The organism is Shewanella sp. SM21 (assembly GCF_025654335.1).
GTDB classification, from domain to species: Bacteria; Pseudomonadota; Gammaproteobacteria; order Enterobacterales; family Shewanellaceae; genus Shewanella; species Shewanella oncorhynchi.
On the sequence record NZ_JAKKRL010000010.1, the window covers coordinates 152,363 to 169,372 of the forward strand.

Consider the following 17,010-nt stretch of genomic DNA (forward strand, 5'->3'; position numbering starts at 1 on the left):
TGTGATTAACATCTTTTTTACCGCAAAAGTGTTAACCATACGATACTTTTGTGTTACAACTTCATTGCTGACACCAAAGAGTGCAGCAAAAACTATAACAATTCAGCTACGGGCACGTTTAATAAAGTGCTGAAAGCATTAATTGACAAGGAAGAAGTTGTGAAGACAAAACTATCGATCGCTATCTCCGCTGCACTACTCTCAAGCGCAGCTATTGCTAACAGTGAATTTACATTTAAACCTTACTCTCCAGAAATAAGCGCGCATGATAAATATACTAAACAGCAAACATCAGCCACTAACCTCGATGCTCCACAACGTTTTATTGTTGAGATGGAATCTCCTGCACTAGCTAAGTATAGAGGCGGCATCGGCAACTTCGCAGCAACAGCTTTAAATTCGAAAAAAGAAAAACTAGATATTCAATCTACTAATGTCAAAAGCTATTCAAGTCACCTAGCTAAAGAGCAAAACGCTTTTGCTAGCAATTTAGCTAAAATTGCGCCAAATGCAAAAGTGGAACGTCATTTCCAAACACTTTTTAACGGTATAACAGTTGTTGGCCAAGGACTAAGTGTTGAAAAAATAGCCAAAATGCCTGGAGTGAAAGCTGTATACCCAGAGGCTATATATGAAACTAGCATGGATGCATCACACCAAGTGATTAATACCCCGGCTATGTGGGAAGCCGTTTCCGGCATGGCTAATGCGGGCAAAGGAATGAAAGTTGCTATTATTGATGGCGGTATTCGTCCGGAAAATCCCATGTTTACCGATGCAGGCTTCACAGCCCCCAGCGGTAGTCGACCATCGGATGACTACTGCTCGACTGTCGATGCTTCATTCTGTAACAACAAGCTGATCGTTGCGCGTTGGTCACAGCCAACATCACCTGTGTGTCCTAATGAATACATGAGTCCACTTAGCTATGGTGGTCACGGAACTCACGTTGCAGGTACCGCTGTCGGTAACAAGATATCAACTACTTATAAAGATATTCCCGTTCAACTATCTGGCGTAGCACCAGCAGCTTACCTTATGGTCTACAAGGCTCTTTACAGTAAGCCTGATTGCACAGGCGGAACCGGCTCTAACATCATGTTAATGGAAGCCTTAGAGCATGCTGTTAATGATGGTGCAGATGTAATCAACAACTCATGGGGGGGAAGTGCTGGTAGTGATCCAGCTAGCAGCCCATACAAAACCATGTTTGAAGCTGCAGAAGCTGCGGGTGTTGTTGTAGTTAGCGCTGCCGGTAACGATGGTAATGGTCCTCAAACTATCGGCTGCCCTGCTTGTATTGAATCAGGAATAACTGTTGCTAACACTACAACAGGGCGTTTTTTCGCTAATAGCTTTAATACCGGTAGTGGTGATTTACTTGCTATCCCAAGTTCTGATGCAGTGCTTTCAGAAGATATTACCGCTCCAGTGATTGCGGCCGTTAATTTAGATGCTGAAAATGCCAATGGTTGTGATGCCTTTGCTGCGGATTCATTCAAAGATGGCATTGCATTGATTTCTCGCGGAACATGTAACTTCTCATTAAAAGCCACAAACGCAAAAGCTGCAGGCGCTAAAGCCCTTGTAGTTTATAACAATGCGGCAGGTGCACCAACGACTATGTCTATGCCTGGTGAACCATTCCCTGCAGTCATGATTACGAAAGATGCAGGTTTAGCCGTAATTGAAGCCATGGGAGATGCTGCAACAACAGGTACGATAGTTGCAAAAACTAAACGCATCATGGTTTCTGAACTTGCTGATAACCTAAATAGCACCAGTTCACGCGGTCCTGATGGCAACCAAAATATTCTTAAACCGGATATTGCAGCACCTGGTACCAACATTCTGTCAGCTTTTTCTCCTGATGATGGTGGTGAAGACTTTAATATGATCTCTGGCACCAGTATGGCAAGCCCGCACGTAGCAGGTGCTGCAGCTATGATGCGTCAATTACATCCAGATTGGTCTGCAAACGATATTAAAACTGCTTTAACATCAACAGCTAAATTTGATGATATTTTAGATGATGATGCAACAACACCAGCCACACCATTTGGTATGGGTGCTGGACGTATGGATTTAGATGCTGCAGCCAAAGCTATATTAACGTTCGACAAACCATCCATCGCATCAGACTCTTGTGTTGGTCCATGTACTTTCACTCGAACGGTATATAACAAGAGTGACGCAAAAACATCTTGGAACTTATCAACTTCATCCGATAGTACAGGTATAACAGTATCACCTTCTAGCTTAGAACTTGCCGCAGGAGCCTCTGCCACGTTTACTGTAACCGTTGACTCAACTTTCGCAGAATATGGTGAGTGGATTTTTGGTAATGTAATGATAAGCAGCACCGAAGGACTGCAAGATGCTCACTTACCTTTGGCTGTGTTAGCTAAAGAGTCAAGTGATGCCTCACTGATTTCGACTATGAGCAAGAAAACCGAACTTAACGCAACCGATGCGATTCCAATATCAGTTGTGATTAACAATAACTCATTTGACAGTACAGTAACTATTACAGCGCAAGCACCAGAAGGCACGAAACTAACATCGAAAGATGATGTAAAAGTTAGCTTAGCTGGCGCGACGCAAAATGGTTTACAAATCAACGAAGATATAGGCAACATTACTTGGGTTGGGTCACTTAATCTTCCTAAAATGACGACAACTAAGGGCTCTGCTGGTTTCCCAAGCATAGTGAGTCTAGGGGTCAAACCAATTACTTGTCCAGAAGGTTGTGATGAACAAGCATTCACCTTTACTGTGCCTAGCTTTAAATACAATGGTGTTAGCTATACCAGCATCACTATGTCTGACAATGGTCTAGCGATTGTTGGAGGAGGAAGTGCAAGTGGTACATTTGCGAACAAAAAGCTACCTGATGGCAGTAACCCAAATAACATTTTAGCGCCCTTCTGGTCAGATTTTGATTTATCAGATAAATCTGCTGGCGATACTGGCGGTGGTGACTTAGCCGTTGGTGTATTCACAGATGATGATGGAGTTAAATGGTTAGCTTTAGAGTGGAATAAAGGCCAACTCTATGGTGATACATCAAATACACCTTATACGTTTAGCATTTGGATTAAGACAGGTAATACTGAAGAGGTTGTATTCAATTACATAAATATTCCAAATATGCCTTCAAACGTCACTATCGGCGCTGAAAATATAGGCGGAACAATTGGAACAACTTACCACTTTAATGGTGAAGGTGATTCGGTTGTAACAGGTAATACATTGACGCTGAAAAACACAACGGCAGGTAATGTTACTATCGACTATCTGGCTAAAGCGACAGAATTCTCCTTTGGCACTGGCGATATGGCAGAGGCTACAGAAGAAACCTCAATAGAAATTGATTTGCTCGCAAATGATATCAATCCAGATCAAAAAGTTGCTCGCGCATCAATCACAGGCAATGGCATAACCGCCAGTGCACAGCGTGTTTTGGATATTGCTCCTGTAGGTACATTGTCTAAAGCAACTGTAGTAGACGCACCTGCCAATGGTACTGTCACTATCAGTGAAGCTGGCATTGCAACTTATCAGCCTAAGAAAGACTTCTTTGGCACCGATAGCTTCACTTACAGCGTCGAAGATGCCGATGGCAACGTATCAAAAGCGACTAAAGTGACTGTGACAGTTGCTAATGTCAATGATGCACCAACTGTCGCCCCAACAGGAGAAACCTTGCCTACAGGCCAAAAAATCACCGTCATGTCAAATGCTAAAGATGTCGATGGCGATGCACTCACCTATATTTGGACACAGACATCAGGTCCTACAGTGACTTTTGATCCTGCAGCAAAAAATATTAGCTTTACCCCAAAAGAGCAGGGAACCTATACATTTACTGTTATTGCGAATGATGGCACATTAAACAGTAATACTGGTGAAGTGACTGCGGTTGCTGCACCAAATAAAAATACAGACAATGGAGGAGGTTCACTCGGTTGGCTAACCGCCTTATTGTTACCACTGGCGGCAATGCGCCGTCGTATGAAGTAACGAGTTGTTGACAGTAAATAGGGAGCCTTAATGGCTCCCTTTTTCTATTAAGCTCTAAAGAAATATGTCTAGGAACGCAGGCCGATTCCGCGCGAGACTAAGTAATACGCTAAGGTCCAAAGTGTGACACAGAAACCGATCATAATGGCGATGGACAATGGCACGCTGATGTCGGCGAAGCCTAAAAAGCCATAGCGGAACACGTTGATCATATAGACCACAGGATTGAGTGCCGACACACCTTGCCAGAAAGGGGGCAAGAGTGACAGGGAGTAAAATACGCCGCCAAGGTAGGTTAATGGGGTGAGCACAAAGGTAGGGATGATACTGATATCATCAAAACTCTTTGCAAAAACAGCGTTGATTAATCCACCCAGTGAAAATAACACTGAGGTTAAAAACACTGTCATTACCACTAAACCGGCATGATGCAAGCTAATGTCGACGAAGAACATGGCCACAAGCGTCACTATTAGGCCGACACACAAACCGCGCGCCACGCCGCCACCAACATAGCCAGCAATCAACACATAATGGGGCACAGGAGCCACCATCAGCTCTTCTAAATTACGCTGAAACTTAGCACTGTAGAATGAGCTAGCAACATTCGAGTAAGAGTTAGTGATCACCGACATCATGATCAAACCTGGGGCGATAAACTCCATATAAGATACGCCGCCCATCTCTCCAATTTGGCTGCCGACTAAGTTACCAAAAATCAAAAAATACAAGGTCATGGTAATCGCTGGAGGGACTAAGGTCTGGATCCAAATTCGCGTAAAACGATTGATCTCTTTACTTAAAATACTTTTAAAGGCAATAAAGTAGAGCTGATTCATACTGAGGCTCCCTGAGTTTTCTTCACGAGTTCGACGAAGAGTTCTTCTAACCGATTAGACTTGTTACGCATCGATAGCACTTCAATATTGGCTGCGCTTAATTGGCTAAAGACATCGTTAAGATTATGCTCTTTCGCTACATCCACCTCTAAGGTATGAGAGTCGGTTAAGCGACAAGCCATGCCATCGAGCACGGGGGCCGTTTCTGTATCGCGACGAAGATCGAGAATAAACGTCTCCATATTCAGCTTACTCAGCAACGCCTTCATACTAGTGCATTCCACTAAAATACCTTTATCGATAATGCCGATATTACGGCAAAGCATTTCCGCTTCTTCAAGGTAATGAGTGGTCAGGATGATCGTCACGCCCTGCTGGTTAATTTGTTTGAGAAACTCCCACATAGAGCGGCGCAGTTCAATATCCACACCTGCGGTAGGTTCATCTAAAATCAATAATTTAGGTTCGTGCATCAGAGCGCGTGCAATCATTAACCGTCGCTTCATGCCGCCGGATAATTCCCGCGAAGGGCTATTGCGCTTTTCCCACAGATCCAGTTGACTTAAGTATTTTTTGGCACGCTCAAGGGCGATAGGTTTTGGCACACCATAGTAACCCGCTTGATTCACCACAATTTGCAGCACGGTTTCAAACTGGTTGAAGTTAAACTCTTGTGGCACTAAACCAATGCAGAGCTTGGCGTGTTCTAGCTGCTTATCAATATCATAATCAAAGACTTTGACCGTACCTGAACTCTTCTGCACTAAGGAGCTAATAATACCAATCGTGGTGGATTTACCCGCACCATTGGGGCCTAGCAAGGCAAAGAAATCCCCTTGATTGACGGTGAGGCTGATGCCTTTGACCGCTTCGACGCCGCCTTTATAGGTTTTTTTAAGCCCTTCGAGTACCAGAGCATGGGTAATATTCGCCATATTTGTACCGATCCTTACACATTAGAAAGTAATAAGATGGTGCTAAAAAACACAATTACAATGATGGGTTGCAGAACTAAAGCAAAAAAATAGCTAATTGATTGAAAAGACAATCTTTAATGATTCAATCATTAATACTTTTTATATTGCCGCAAAAAGCAAAACTCCCGCCTGCTGCGGGAGTTTTAAACTGTATCGGACACTTAATCGAGTGGTACGACTTTGGCGATATAAGGTAGATTGCGATACTGCTCGGCATAATCAATACCATAACCTACGATAAACTCATCAGGGATAGTAAAACCGATAAAATCGACCTTCACATCCACTTCACGACGTTCAGGTTTATCCAGCAGGGTGCACAGTGCAAGGCTCTTAGGCTCCCGCAGTAACAACATCTCGCGCACTTTGCTTAACGTATTACCTGAGTCAATCAAGTCTTCCACAATCAGCACATCGCGACCGGCGATATCTGATTGCACATCTTTCAGCACTTTCACATCCCGTGAGCTGGTCATAGTATTGCCATAACTGGAAACCGACATAAAATCGATTTCAACATGGCCTTTAATGCGGCGACACAGGTCAGCCATAAAGACCACAGAGCCTTTTAACAAGCCTACCATCAGCAGACGTTCACTGTGGGCATAATGGGCATTGATTAGCTCGGCCATTTGATCCAATTTCTGGCTTATCTCTTCAGCAGAGATCATCACTTCGGTGGTGTGTTTCATATAAGTCTCAATTGTCGAGGTCGCGGTTAGACTGTTTGTCATAACCCCAGCGACTCGTTAATGCATGGTCAACGCCCAAATGATCGAGAATTCGAGCGACCATGAAGTCTACCAGATCTTCTACCGATTTGGGATTGTGATAAAAGCCGGGTGCAGCGGGCATAATGGTCGCGCCGAGGCGAGAAAGGCTTAACATATGCTCTAAGTGTATGGCACTAAAAGGAGTTTCCCTCAGTACTAGGATAAGTTGGCCGCGCTCTTTAATCACCACATCGGCGGCGCGTTCGAGTAAATTATTACTCATTCCGGTAGCAACTGCCGCTAACGTCCCCGTTGAGCAAGGACAAATCACCATTTGTTTAGGTGCAGCGCTACCCGATGCAGGCGGTGAAAACCACTCATCTTTGCCTAATACCACTAACTCGCCAGCAATAATCACGCCTTTTTCGTGCAGCAAAGCCAACAGCTGGGCATGGGCTTTGTCACTGTTGGCGCTTAACTGTAAGCCGTGTTCCGTCGCCAATACCACTCGAGCGGCACTGGAGATCATCATAAACACTTGATATCCCGATACCAACAGACACTCGAGTAACTTAAGCCCATAGGGAGCACCCGAGGCGCCCGTCCAAGCTAAGCTAATCGCCTTAGTCGACTTTGCGTAGGCCATCTTAGCTAACCTGCTCTACAGTTGAAGCCTGTTCTAATGCGGCCAGCAGCTTCTTATGTAACCCACCAAAACCACCGTTACTCATCACCACTATGGTGTCGCCTGCTTTGGCGGTTGCTGCGACTTTCGCGACCACATCATCAATTTGATGTAACACAGTCACAGGGATCACCGCCGCTTCCATAGCTTCTTTCATATTCCAGTCGATGGTATCGGCTTGATATAAAAAGGCTTCGTCGGCTTGCATCATAGAAAAAGCTAAGGTGTCTTTATGGACACCGCTCTTCATGGTATTTGAGCGCGGCTCGAGTACCACAGTAATCTTGCGCTGCCCAACCTTAGCCCGCATGCCTTTTAACGTGGTCGCAATGGCCGTCGGATGGTGGGCAAAATCGTCATATACGCTCACACCGTTAACGGTTCCGAGTAATTCGAGTCGACGCTTAGGTGGCATAAACTTAGCTAAAGCTTCAATTGCAGCACTCGGCTTAACGCCCACGTGGCGTGCGGCAGCAATGGCCATCATGGCGTTTTCAATATTGTGTTGACCAATCAAATCCCATTCGAGAATGCCTTGAGATTCGCCATCAAAAAATACTTCAAAGCGATGGCAATCATCACTTAACGCTTTGCCATACCAACCGCTGGTCGATTCGGCTAAATGATAGGTTTCTTGCTCACTCCAACAACCCATATCAATCGTTTGCTTAACAGCATGGGAATCGGCGGGCCAAATGATCTTGCCTTCACCAGGAACGGTGCGAACTAAGTGGTTAAACTGTTTTTGAATCGCAGCCAGATCGGCAAAAATATCGGCATGATCGAACTCAAGATTGTTGATCACTAAGGTACGCGGATGATAATGCACGAATTTCGAACGTTTATCGAAGAAGGCACTGTCGTATTCGTCGGCCTCAACCACAAAGAAAGCGGTCTTACCTAAACGTGCCGACACACCAAAGTTTTGCGGTACGCCACCGATTAAGAACCCAGGCTCATAACCACAATCATCTAAAATCCAGGCTAACATGCTAGATGTCGAGGTTTTACCGTGAGTGCCAGACACTGCCAGCACCCAACGCTCAGGCAAAATATGATCGGCTAAAAACTGCGGGCCAGAAGTATAAGGGATGCCAATGTTCAACACAGCTTCCACATAAGGATTACCCCGGCTCATGGCATTACCAATGACAACTAAGTCAGGATAGTGCCCTGCTTCACCCAGCTGGCTAGGATCAAAACCTTGAATAAGCTCAATGCCTTGGTCCTCTAGTTGCGTGCTCATTGGAGGATAGACATTGGCATCCGAGCCCGTCACTCTGTGCCCTTTGGCCCTAGCCAATAACGCTAGACCACCCATGAAGGTTCCACAAATCCCTAAAATATGTACGTGCATACCGCTCGCTCTGATGTGTTGAATTCACCGCCATTCTAATCCATCGGGCGACAGATTGGCAGGTAACAATCGGTGAAAAGCACTGCAATCGCAAATGACAGTTTTTAAATCCGTAGATTTCACATTTGAGCTGCAGAACTGAGATTTTTAGATAACAGGTCAACTAACACAAGGCCGAAAACTGTCGCAATGCAGGTCCTAACGTAAGTCACGGTAGAGCTGAGCGTGCTGGCTACGGTGACGACTAAATAAGAATTGACGTAACGCTTCACGCTCTTCGGTTTCGGCCTGAAACTTAACGAAAGCCAGACCTTTCTCGCTACGAATAGGCTCGATATCGACGCGCATAGTCTCGCCATTGGGCAATTGTAATTGCAGATCTTTACTGCCTAACAATTGTTTAAATTGCTGCTGTGATTTAGCACGAATGGCCATGCCAGAACTAGATAGCGAGGCAACAGACCATTGCTCACCTTGATCGTGGTCGAATATCCACACATCATCGGCTTGAGTTAACCGCCAACTGCGCTCCACTCCCGAGGCATCTAGCACTTCAGGTACACCTAAAGTGGGTTGAAACTGACCAAAGTCATCCACTTTCATCAGTAGCGGAAACCAGAGTTTATAGGGCCCGACTTCGGCCAATAGAGTGAGTTTTGCCTTACCGAGAATCGAGGCGATAACTTGCGGCACTTCAGTTGTGACTGTGAGCACATGATTGATCAGGGGATCGTTAGTCAAGGCAGTGCCCACACGAGTCGGCGAAAAAAGTTCGCTAAAACAAGCAAGCTCCTCCGCGGATAATCGAGGTTCATCCATCATGATAAGTCCTCCCGAGTTAAATTCCTTACCCCAAAAAGTACCACCAAAGTATGGGATTGTACATTTTTACACCAAAACAGTGGCAAAAAACGGAATATAGGCTAGCAAGGCTAAATTCAAGACTCTATTAGCCATTTGCGCTATTTAACTTGGAAAATGCAGTGGATTGTTATTCCTCGCTTTTTAAACTGCTGGAAGGTGGAGCAAACAAGATACGCAGTCGTTGTTTAACACTCAACCCTGTCGCTGTGACCTCTGCAAACATGTCTCGCCATTCACTAAAAGTCACTTTAAAGGGATTAAAACTATTCACTGGCTTAGTTATGCCGTAAATCACAGTATCTACCTCGGGCTCAAAAGTGCCAAACAGCTTGTCCCAAATAATCAGCACACCCGCATAGTTTTTATCTATATATTGGGGATTACGACCGTGATGCACCCTGTGATGTGATGGAGTATTGAAGACCCATTCCAGCGGTCCGAGTGATTTAATCGCTTGGGTATGCACAAAAAATTGCAATCCCAGATTGAGTAATACCACAAACACCACCCAGTTTGGATCGAAACCTATGACCACCAGCGGTAACCAAAATACCCACATGCCTGCAAAGGGATACATTAAACTCTGACGAAACGCAGTGCTAAAATTCATATTCTCAGAGCTATGGTGCACCACGTGAGCCGCCCACATCCAGCGGACTCTGTGGCTCGCCCTGTGGAACCAGTAATAACAAAAGTCCTGCGCGACCATCAAAGCAATAAAGCTCAATGGGCCCATTTCAATATCGAGTAACTTCCAACCAAAAATCGCCAAATACAGCTTAGCGATCAACAAACCAGTGAGTAAATCAGCACCTTGATGCATGGCCGCGAGGCTGAAATTACACAGCACTTCTTGGCCGCGATAACGTGCACTTAACGGTAGCCTTTGTCTTTTATCGCCAAAGTACCATTCCAGCAAAATACACACGAAAAACAAAGGTGCGAGCACCAGCAGTAACAATTCTGGGTGCTGGATCAGCGAGGCGATATCCATATAAGATCATCCTGTTCTATTTTTATTTTATGGTTATTTTTATTGTTACTTTTATAAAAATTCTGACTGCATTCTATAAACCGCATTCAACGCCACAACGCAGGCAGCTGCGATCCGTTAGTCGCCGTTAGCTACCAGCGGGCATAGTGATCTTCGGCGAGCCCCAGAACATTATTTATCTGGTAACTGTGTCCTTGATTATCGGTAATCATGCCGCTGAAATGACCGATGAATTGGCGAAAATTACTCTTAAGCAAGAGCAAATTACGCTTTTCACTGCGACAATTGCGCGCCGCAAACTGCAAATCCACTTGGCCATTTTGACTGTAGACTCGCCAAACCTCGGCGCCGAGCGTGGCATGGCGATCAAACTCAAATTGCACTGGCCCGAGTAAATGACGTTCACCATTAATCCAAAAGACATTTTCAGTAGCCCCAGTTTCATTGACACCCGCCGCTAAATTAAGTCCCATAATGCCCTCATGGATCCGCGCGTTAATTGACGCCCAGCGCCAACTGGTATCACGGCGCATGTAACCCGCCGAAAAGTCATAGCCTGCTAAAGCTTGATTCAGCGGCTGCGGCTCATGACCCACAGTCAAACTACCTTTAACGGTCAAACCATTATGCTTTTGTGTGTAAGTCCAGCCGTTGTATCCAGTAGGACTACACATAGCCATAGGCAAACTTAAGGGGGCTGAGTGTAAAGTTACATCGGCTTGAATGTTTTTAGTATCAATGATTAACCGCCAACCGCCCTCTACAATTTCAAAGCTTAACTGCGCCCCTTTACGGCCAATACTACTTCGCCCCTCGGCGGGCGATGGCGTCATCTGATAGCCAAACCTCAAAGGTTTTAACCAATCAAGCTGGGTGAGTGTGTTGGTTTTTATATCGTATAAATAACAAAAAGCACTGCCGACGTAGGCAATATCGGCAAGCGCGATGCCTAGGACATAACGCGGCGTGACCAAAGAGACAAACTGAAATTGTTTATAATCGAAATGCTTAGCCCACGCTGAAGCAGGTTTATCCATGGTATCAAAATAGGTAAAGTCCGCTAAACCTAGGGTTTTGACTATGCCATCGAAATGACCAAAATGGGGTAACCCCTTCGAATTGATCAGGCTATCTGGGGCGATTTGCGTTGCTATCGTTAACATGGCTAAGCCTTACAAAAAAGACGCGGGAGCATCTATGCTCTCTCATTCTAAACATCGAATTTTTACTCTAACCTGTCCCCCATTGCATTAAAAGAGTGCAAGGACAAAATGTTGTTATTTTGTTGCCAGTCAATATTCGGTTTAATGTTTTAAATTCCTTGTTTGTAAAACGATTAAAGCGCCTAAAGGCGCTTTAATCGTTGGATAAGGAGAGATTAGAATCGGTAACTAATACCAAAGTTGATCCCCTGTAATTCAAGCTCTTTCATCGGGATATATTGGTATTCCAAATTCAAACCAAATCCTGACTTAAATCGATATTGCCAGCCTGCGGCGCCATAAAAACCGACATCATCCGAGTCCATATCCTGTTTATCTATCTCATAGCTGACTTGAGTATAAGCAGCGCCTAATTTGGCATACAGGCTGTTACCACGAGACAAAGCATACTCACCGTAAGCGGCGGTTCTAACACCTTGGTAACGTAAATCTTTTATCTCACTGATGACGCTAACAAGCGCACTCGCCACTCCACCTGAACCCGCTAAATAACCCGCCTCAAACCCAAAATACTCGTTGAGCATATAGCGGTAATATAAGTCGCTGGTTAAGGTGTCACCCGCATCATATTTACCGTTCTTAGTTTCAAACTCTTGGGTACCGTAACCTAAACTACCACCCAGTATATGGGCAGAATCGCCCGCGAGCGCATTGGAGCTCATCATGCCTGACGCCAGCATCAGGCCAACAAATAACGAAGTGAATGATATTTTTTCCATATTTAACCTGCCTTCCATGCCTTGTAACTATGCGAATAAATGATGTGAATGCACAGAAAACACGGATGTGAATAATGAGCACAAGATATTAGCAATAAAAGCTGTACCTCAACTGAATCACGGTGTTCTGTGGCATCAAAAGTGATTTCTGGTATGCTGTAGCCACTTTTACTTGTACGAGAGATCCCATGAAACGGCTATTACTGACCTTGACTTTCCCCCTGCTGTTCGCGGGCTGTGCCAGCCAAAATCCGACTCATATGGCTTTCAGCCCTCAAGTGCCCAATATCAGCCAACAAACGGCGCAACTTGTACCTATCGCTCTTGAAACGGTAGATACACGCACAGTCGATTATGTTGCTCGTTTTATTGAAGAAGGGACAAAAACACGTTTAGTTGGCCCGAGCGAACCGCCTAAACTGTTACTCGATGAAGTATTCCGCGCAGGTTTTGCTCAAGCGGGCTACCAAATCGACCCAAGCGCAACTAATTCAGTGCAAATTCAATTAGAAGAATTGCAAATGGATATCACTAAAAAGACCTTTGGCTATGAGGCAAAACACAGTGTGTTAATCGCAGTTCAAGCCAAAAACTCCACCCAAGAGCTGGTTAAACGCTATAAAGCCAAAGGCACTTTAAAAGGTCCTTTAACGCCCGATTTTGCAACCTTAGAACTGGATATGAACAAATTGCTCGGCCAACTTACCGGCGAGATTCTAAACGATCCTGAGCTTAATCAGTTTCTACAAAAATAACAGCGTCAGTTTATTATAAGGAAATCAATATGCTCCGTTGGATATCAGCCCTCTTACTCATCTTTATGAGTCATCATAGCCTCGCACTCGACATTCAGGCCGATACCTTGTATCCCAGAGTCGAATTTGATACTAGCTTAGGCAAAATCGTGGTCGAGCTAGATAGAACTCGTGCACCAATCACTGTCGATAACTTTTTAACTCATGTCGTTAAAGGCGAATACGACAACACAATATTTCACCGCGTGATCAGTGACTTTGTGGTGCAAGGCGGCGGACTCACCCCCAAGTATGAAGAGCTCCCCGAGGGTAAGCCGATAGTCAACGAATCAGGAAATGGCCTAACAAATAGCATGGGCACTATCGCCATGGCACGTGAAAACGAGCCGCACTCAGCCACTCGTCAGTTCTACTTTAACGTAGCCGACAACACTAAACTCGATCCCTCTAAACGTCGTTGGGGTTATGCCGTATTTGGTGAAGTGATTGAAGGTAAAACCGTCCTCGAAGCTATGGCTGTCGTTGAGACAGGAACTAACACTAAGCTCAATTGGCCCGATGTTCCTGTTACCCCTATCATATTGAAAAAAGCCAAATTATTACCAAAACAGTAATCAAAATATAATTTCGAGCAAAAGCGCTAATTTTGCATCTATACTGTGATAGTAAACAGAAAGGAGGCAAACGATGACGGCAACTGAGTTCATCGATAATAAAGCGCCCCAACTCGCCTTCTATGGAAAAGCGTTTTTGAGTGAAGAACTCGACTTCCATGAAGTGCAACTTTACTTATGGGACACGTTAGAAGAATGGCAGCAACTGAATTCGACTGGCGAAGCGCAAACTGAAACTGAAAAAGTGTTTTGGCACTTGCTCCACAGCTTTAACAGGTGGCCTGACTGTGTGATCCGCGGTAATCAATATCTGCGTAAGCAAGTAAATGATTGCTGTGACTACCTGAGTTTAGGAGGCCGAGTGCCGCAGGGATGCATCGGGATAAGACCTTAAGTTCAGCATTCCTATCGATAAAAAATGGCCCTGTAATAGGGCCTTTTTTATTTCGTAAACCAATTCCTCGTGTGTACATTATTACGCTCTCCTTACTATCAAGATCTATGCTAGCGATAAAGATAAGCGGTAAACTTTTAGCTACAAGCAGTTAACTCTCGAGCCATATTCAACCATCTTATAGTGCTAAACGGGACTCCAAAGTAAAAGGAATACCATTAGCCCTTGAACCCTATGGCACCTTACCCGTAAGCTAAGCGGATTAAACACTTAGACTCATGCCTATGTCCGCAACAGGTTTTATTCAACGTACACTCGATGCCCTCAGTGTCTATTATCACAAGCGGGTTTTGATCCTGTTATTACTGGGTTTTTCTGCTGGTCTACCATTAATGCTGGTATTTTCAACGTTATCCTTTTGGTTGCGTGAAGCTGGTGTTGATCGCACTTCAATCGGTTATTTCAGCTGGATAGCCTTAGCCTATGCGTTTAAATGGGCTTGGTCACCCTTAGTCGATCGGCTTTCATTGCCGCTGCTAACTCGATTTCTAGGCCGCCGCCGTAGCTGGATGCTGTTCGCTCAGTTGTTATTGGTTGGTGCCATCTTAGGCATGTCTTTTAGTGACCCTCTCAAAGATCTCGAGCGCTTGGCACTGTTCGCATTAATGGTCGCCTTTGCCTCAGCCACCCAAGATATTGTTATTGATGCCTTTCGGATTGAATCAGCCCCAGAAAAGATGCAAGCCGCACTAGCAGCGGCCTATCAAGTGGGCTATCGCAGCGCCATGATTATCGCCACCGCAGGCGCACTCACCATAGCGGCTTGGGTTGAACCCGGTAACACGGCATACAACTTAGTGGCATGGCAAACTTCTTACCTGATTATGGCAGGATTGATGTCTGTTGGGATTTTGACCACGCTTTTTAGCCGCGAACCCGAAGTCGATACCCGCGCCGCCGATACCACTGAATTAGCGCTAAAACAACGCTTAAGTGCACGTTATCCTAGAATTATCGCAGCGGGCATATCTTGGGTATATACGGCCAGTATTTTACCCTTTATCGACTTTTTCAAACGCTATGGCCGCAGCGCTATCCTCATCTTATTACTGATTTCTTGCTACCGGATCTCGGATATTGTGATGGGGATTATGGCGAACGTCTTTTATGTGGACATGGGATTCACTAAGGAAGAAATTGCCTATTTAAGTAAAATCTATGGCCTGATCATGACCTTAGTCGGCGCAGCCTTTGGCGGCGTTCTGTTAGCTCGCTTCGGAACTATGAAAATCCTTTTCCTCGGTGCCTTACTGGTTGCCGTAACCAATCTGCTATTCGCGTGGCAGGCAGTGATTGGCTACAACGTGCCCTTTTTAACCTTTGCTATTTCCGTGGATAACTTCAGCGCTGGGATAGCCACGGCGGCATTTATTGCCTATCTCTCGAGTCTCACTAGCAACGGCTACAGTGCAACGCAATATGCCTTACTGTCTTCGATTATGTTGCTTTTCCCTAAATTTATCGCGGGCTTCTCGGGCGCTTATGTCGACGCATTTGGCTATGTGAACTTCTTTGTCGCTGCCAGTGTTATTGGCTTTCCAGTGTTGTTTTTGGTTGTCTTAGTCAACAAGTATGCCCCGCATCCAAGCACATCATTAATGGATGATTCGTCAAAAAGTGCACCAACAAACTCGGATTAAGGTCTCATAGCACTTATGTCATCAATATAAAAAAGCCCTCACACCTTAGTGTGAGGGCTTTTTTATATTTAAAGACGAAATGGCAAACGCGATACTGCATCACGTTAAACCAATTCTGCTCGATTAATCTTTAAAGTTATCAAATTGGAAAGGCTGGCCTAACTCAGACTCACGTGCCAACGCCATGACAGCTTGTAAATCGTCACGTTTTTTACCTGTAACTCGTACTTTCTCGCCCTGAATAGACGCTTGTACTTTAAGTTTGCTGTCTTTAATTAGCTTGACCAGTTTTTTAGCAATTAAGGTTTCTATACCTTCTTTAAACTTCACTTTTAGGGAGAAGGTTTTACCGCTGTGGATGGCTTTCTCATCGACTTCCATCGAAGACGGATCCACATTACGTTTGCTCAGTTGCATACGTAAAATGTCCACTAATTGTTGGCATTGGAAGTCATCTTCAGCGGTTAACGTGACCACATGATCCTTATATTCCACGTCAGCCGTTTTACCGCGAAAATCGAAACGTGTCGCCAGCTCACGCTTAGTATTATCAACCGCATTACGCAGTTCAACTTCATTCACTTCTGACACAATATCCATTGAAGGCATAGTTTTTATGTCCCATATCAAATTAATATGCAGCTAGTTTACCCACACACAAGCCTAAGTTGAAGGTAAAGCCTAGAATAAAAGCGTAATCATGGGTGACTTTAGCCACACATTTTCCTATCATTGCCCCACTCTAAGCTAATACAAACATATTTGTGATAACTAAAAATACCCTATTTAAGCTGGCTTTAGCCGTAGCCTTTGTCGTGATCAGTTATCTGGTATTTTCCAGACCAACCTATTCGCAAAGTATTCCGAATATCGACAAGGTAGGCCATCTTGGGAGCTTTTTTTGCCTCTCCTATCTCACCTATCTTGCTTTCAAACCTAAGTGGTATTGGTTATCTCTCACACTGGCAAGCTACGCCATTTTAATTGAGTTGGTGCAATCACGTTTGCCCTACCGTAGCGCTTCTGTGGGTGATGTTATTGCCGACTTTTCGGGTATTGCACTGTTTTACTTTTGCAATTGGGCCTATGGCAAATACTTCCGCGCAGCGCAATTGCGAGAAGATTAACTCAGGCGCTTCAAACTGGTACTGAT

General features: G+C 44.8%; 16 protein-coding genes. 6 read left to right on the plus strand and 10 right to left on the minus strand.

What is annotated here, in order from left to right; genetic code table 11:
• The first annotated feature begins 159 nt into the window (after positions 1-159).
• Entirely contained in the window at positions 160-4,023 is a 3,864-nt protein-coding gene (locus L5L94_RS15080) for a S8 family serine peptidase (RefSeq protein WP_263163824.1), read from the plus strand.
• A gap of 68 nt (positions 4,024-4,091) precedes the next feature.
• On the opposite strand, the gene L5L94_RS15085 is transcribed toward L5L94_RS15080, so the two are convergent.
• From L5L94_RS15085 to L5L94_RS15125, 9 genes are all read right to left on the minus strand, one after another.
• Positions 4,092-4,862: an ABC transporter permease gene (locus tag L5L94_RS15085; protein ID WP_263163826.1), complete on the minus strand. Its 771-nt coding sequence runs from the start codon at positions 4,860-4,862 to the stop codon at positions 4,092-4,094.
• Positions 4,859-5,797 (minus strand): ABC transporter ATP-binding protein, encoded by a 939-nt coding sequence (locus L5L94_RS15090; protein ID WP_263163828.1) that lies wholly within the window; start codon positions 5,795-5,797, stop codon positions 4,859-4,861. The genes L5L94_RS15085 and L5L94_RS15090 overlap by 4 nt, the downstream gene beginning before the upstream one ends.
• A gap of 203 nt (positions 5,798-6,000) precedes the next feature.
• Positions 6,001-6,531: a hypoxanthine phosphoribosyltransferase gene (gene hpt / locus L5L94_RS15095; protein WP_028761726.1), complete on the minus strand. Its 531-nt coding sequence runs from the start codon at positions 6,529-6,531 to the stop codon at positions 6,001-6,003.
• A 7-nt stretch (positions 6,532-6,538) separates the two neighbouring features.
• Complete coding sequence (locus L5L94_RS15100; RefSeq protein WP_263163829.1) at positions 6,539-7,198, minus strand: flavin prenyltransferase UbiX; 660 nt, start codon at positions 7,196-7,198, stop codon at positions 6,539-6,541.
• Between the two features lies 1 nt (position 7,199).
• Positions 7,200-8,594, minus strand: a complete 1,395-nt coding sequence (gene mpl, locus L5L94_RS15105) for a UDP-N-acetylmuramate:L-alanyl-gamma-D-glutamyl-meso-diaminopimelate ligase (protein ID WP_263163831.1) — start codon at positions 8,592-8,594, stop codon at positions 7,200-7,202.
• Positions 8,595-8,792: 198 nt separating this feature from the next.
• Positions 8,793-9,416 carry a hypothetical protein gene (locus tag L5L94_RS15110; protein ID WP_131523720.1) on the minus strand — a complete coding sequence of 208 codons (624 nt, stop codon included), beginning with the start codon at positions 9,414-9,416 and terminating at the stop codon, positions 8,793-8,795.
• 169 nt (positions 9,417-9,585) lie between these two features.
• Positions 9,586-10,452, minus strand: a complete 867-nt coding sequence (locus L5L94_RS15115) for a sterol desaturase family protein (protein ID WP_263163832.1) — start codon at positions 10,450-10,452, stop codon at positions 9,586-9,588.
• A gap of 131 nt (positions 10,453-10,583) precedes the next feature.
• Positions 10,584-11,615, minus strand: coding sequence for a DUF2804 domain-containing protein (locus tag L5L94_RS15120; protein WP_263163834.1), 1,032 nt, complete (start codon positions 11,613-11,615; stop codon positions 10,584-10,586).
• 215 nt (positions 11,616-11,830) lie between these two features.
• Positions 11,831-12,355: a porin family protein gene (locus L5L94_RS15125; protein WP_411569224.1), complete on the minus strand. Its 525-nt coding sequence runs from the start codon at positions 12,353-12,355 to the stop codon at positions 11,831-11,833.
• A gap of 227 nt (positions 12,356-12,582) precedes the next feature.
• On the opposite strand from L5L94_RS15125, the gene L5L94_RS15130 reads away from it, so the two are divergent.
• The 4 genes from L5L94_RS15130 (at position 12,583) to L5L94_RS15145 (ending at position 15,857) form a co-directional block, all read left to right on the plus strand.
• On the plus strand, positions 12,583-13,149 hold the full coding sequence (locus L5L94_RS15130; protein WP_105250136.1) for a YajG family lipoprotein: 567 nt from the start codon (positions 12,583-12,585) through the stop codon (positions 13,147-13,149).
• A 29-nt stretch (positions 13,150-13,178) separates the two neighbouring features.
• A complete protein-coding gene (locus tag L5L94_RS15135; protein ID WP_028761870.1) occupies positions 13,179-13,763 on the plus strand; it encodes a peptidylprolyl isomerase in 585 nt (194 codons plus the stop codon).
• Positions 13,764-13,836: 73 nt separating this feature from the next.
• Complete coding sequence (locus L5L94_RS15140; RefSeq protein WP_028761869.1) at positions 13,837-14,157, plus strand: hypothetical protein; 321 nt, start codon at positions 13,837-13,839, stop codon at positions 14,155-14,157.
• Positions 14,158-14,441: 284 nt separating this feature from the next.
• The gene (locus tag L5L94_RS15145) at positions 14,442-15,857 is read left to right on the plus strand and encodes an AmpG family muropeptide MFS transporter (RefSeq protein WP_263163836.1); all 1,416 of its coding nucleotides are present in this window, start codon (positions 14,442-14,444) and stop codon (positions 15,855-15,857) included.
• Positions 15,858-15,980: 123 nt separating this feature from the next.
• Here the strand turns inward: L5L94_RS15145 and L5L94_RS15150 are convergent, their stop codons facing one another.
• On the minus strand, positions 15,981-16,466 hold the full coding sequence (locus L5L94_RS15150; RefSeq protein ID WP_006080274.1) for a YajQ family cyclic di-GMP-binding protein: 486 nt from the start codon (positions 16,464-16,466) through the stop codon (positions 15,981-15,983).
• Positions 16,467-16,621: 155 nt separating this feature from the next.
• Here L5L94_RS15150 and L5L94_RS15155 point away from each other — a divergent pair, with 155 nt between their 5' ends.
• Positions 16,622-16,984, plus strand: coding sequence for a VanZ family protein (locus tag L5L94_RS15155; protein ID WP_105250138.1), 363 nt, complete (start codon positions 16,622-16,624; stop codon positions 16,982-16,984).
• The last annotated feature ends 26 nt before the right edge of the window (positions 16,985-17,010 follow it).

What these genes read in the sequence shown, in the direction of transcription:
- L5L94_RS15085 (WP_263163826.1), bottom strand. Translation starts at nt 4,862, where the DNA reads ATGAATCAGCTCTACTTTATTGCCTTTAAAAGTATTTTAAGTAAAGAG.
- L5L94_RS15090 (WP_263163828.1), bottom strand. Translation starts at nt 5,797, where the DNA reads ATGGCGAATATTACCCATGCTCTGGTACTCGAAGGGCTTAAAAAAACC.
- hpt (WP_028761726.1), bottom strand. Translation starts at nt 6,531, where the DNA reads ATGAAACACACCACCGAAGTGATGATCTCTGCTGAAGAGATAAGCCAG.
- L5L94_RS15100 (WP_263163829.1), bottom strand. Translation starts at nt 7,198, where the DNA reads ATGGCCTACGCAAAGTCGACTAAGGCGATTAGCTTAGCTTGGACGGGC.
- mpl (WP_263163831.1), bottom strand. Translation starts at nt 8,594, where the DNA reads ATGCACGTACATATTTTAGGGATTTGTGGAACCTTCATGGGTGGTCTA.
- L5L94_RS15110 (WP_131523720.1), bottom strand. Translation starts at nt 9,416, where the DNA reads ATGATGGATGAACCTCGATTATCCGCGGAGGAGCTTGCTTGTTTTAGC.
- L5L94_RS15115 (WP_263163832.1), bottom strand. Translation starts at nt 10,452, where the DNA reads ATGGATATCGCCTCGCTGATCCAGCACCCAGAATTGTTACTGCTGGTG.
- L5L94_RS15120 (WP_263163834.1), bottom strand. Translation starts at nt 11,615, where the DNA reads ATGTTAACGATAGCAACGCAAATCGCCCCAGATAGCCTGATCAATTCG.
- L5L94_RS15125 (WP_411569224.1), bottom strand. Translation starts at nt 12,355, where the DNA reads ATGCTGGCGTCAGGCATGATGAGCTCCAATGCGCTCGCGGGCGATTCT.
- L5L94_RS15130 (WP_105250136.1), top strand. Translation starts at nt 12,583, where the DNA reads ATGAAACGGCTATTACTGACCTTGACTTTCCCCCTGCTGTTCGCGGGC.
- L5L94_RS15135 (WP_028761870.1), top strand. Translation starts at nt 13,179, where the DNA reads ATGCTCCGTTGGATATCAGCCCTCTTACTCATCTTTATGAGTCATCAT.
- L5L94_RS15140 (WP_028761869.1), top strand. Translation starts at nt 13,837, where the DNA reads ATGACGGCAACTGAGTTCATCGATAATAAAGCGCCCCAACTCGCCTTC.
- L5L94_RS15145 (WP_263163836.1), top strand. Translation starts at nt 14,442, where the DNA reads ATGTCCGCAACAGGTTTTATTCAACGTACACTCGATGCCCTCAGTGTC.
- L5L94_RS15150 (WP_006080274.1), bottom strand. Translation starts at nt 16,466, where the DNA reads ATGCCTTCAATGGATATTGTGTCAGAAGTGAATGAAGTTGAACTGCGT.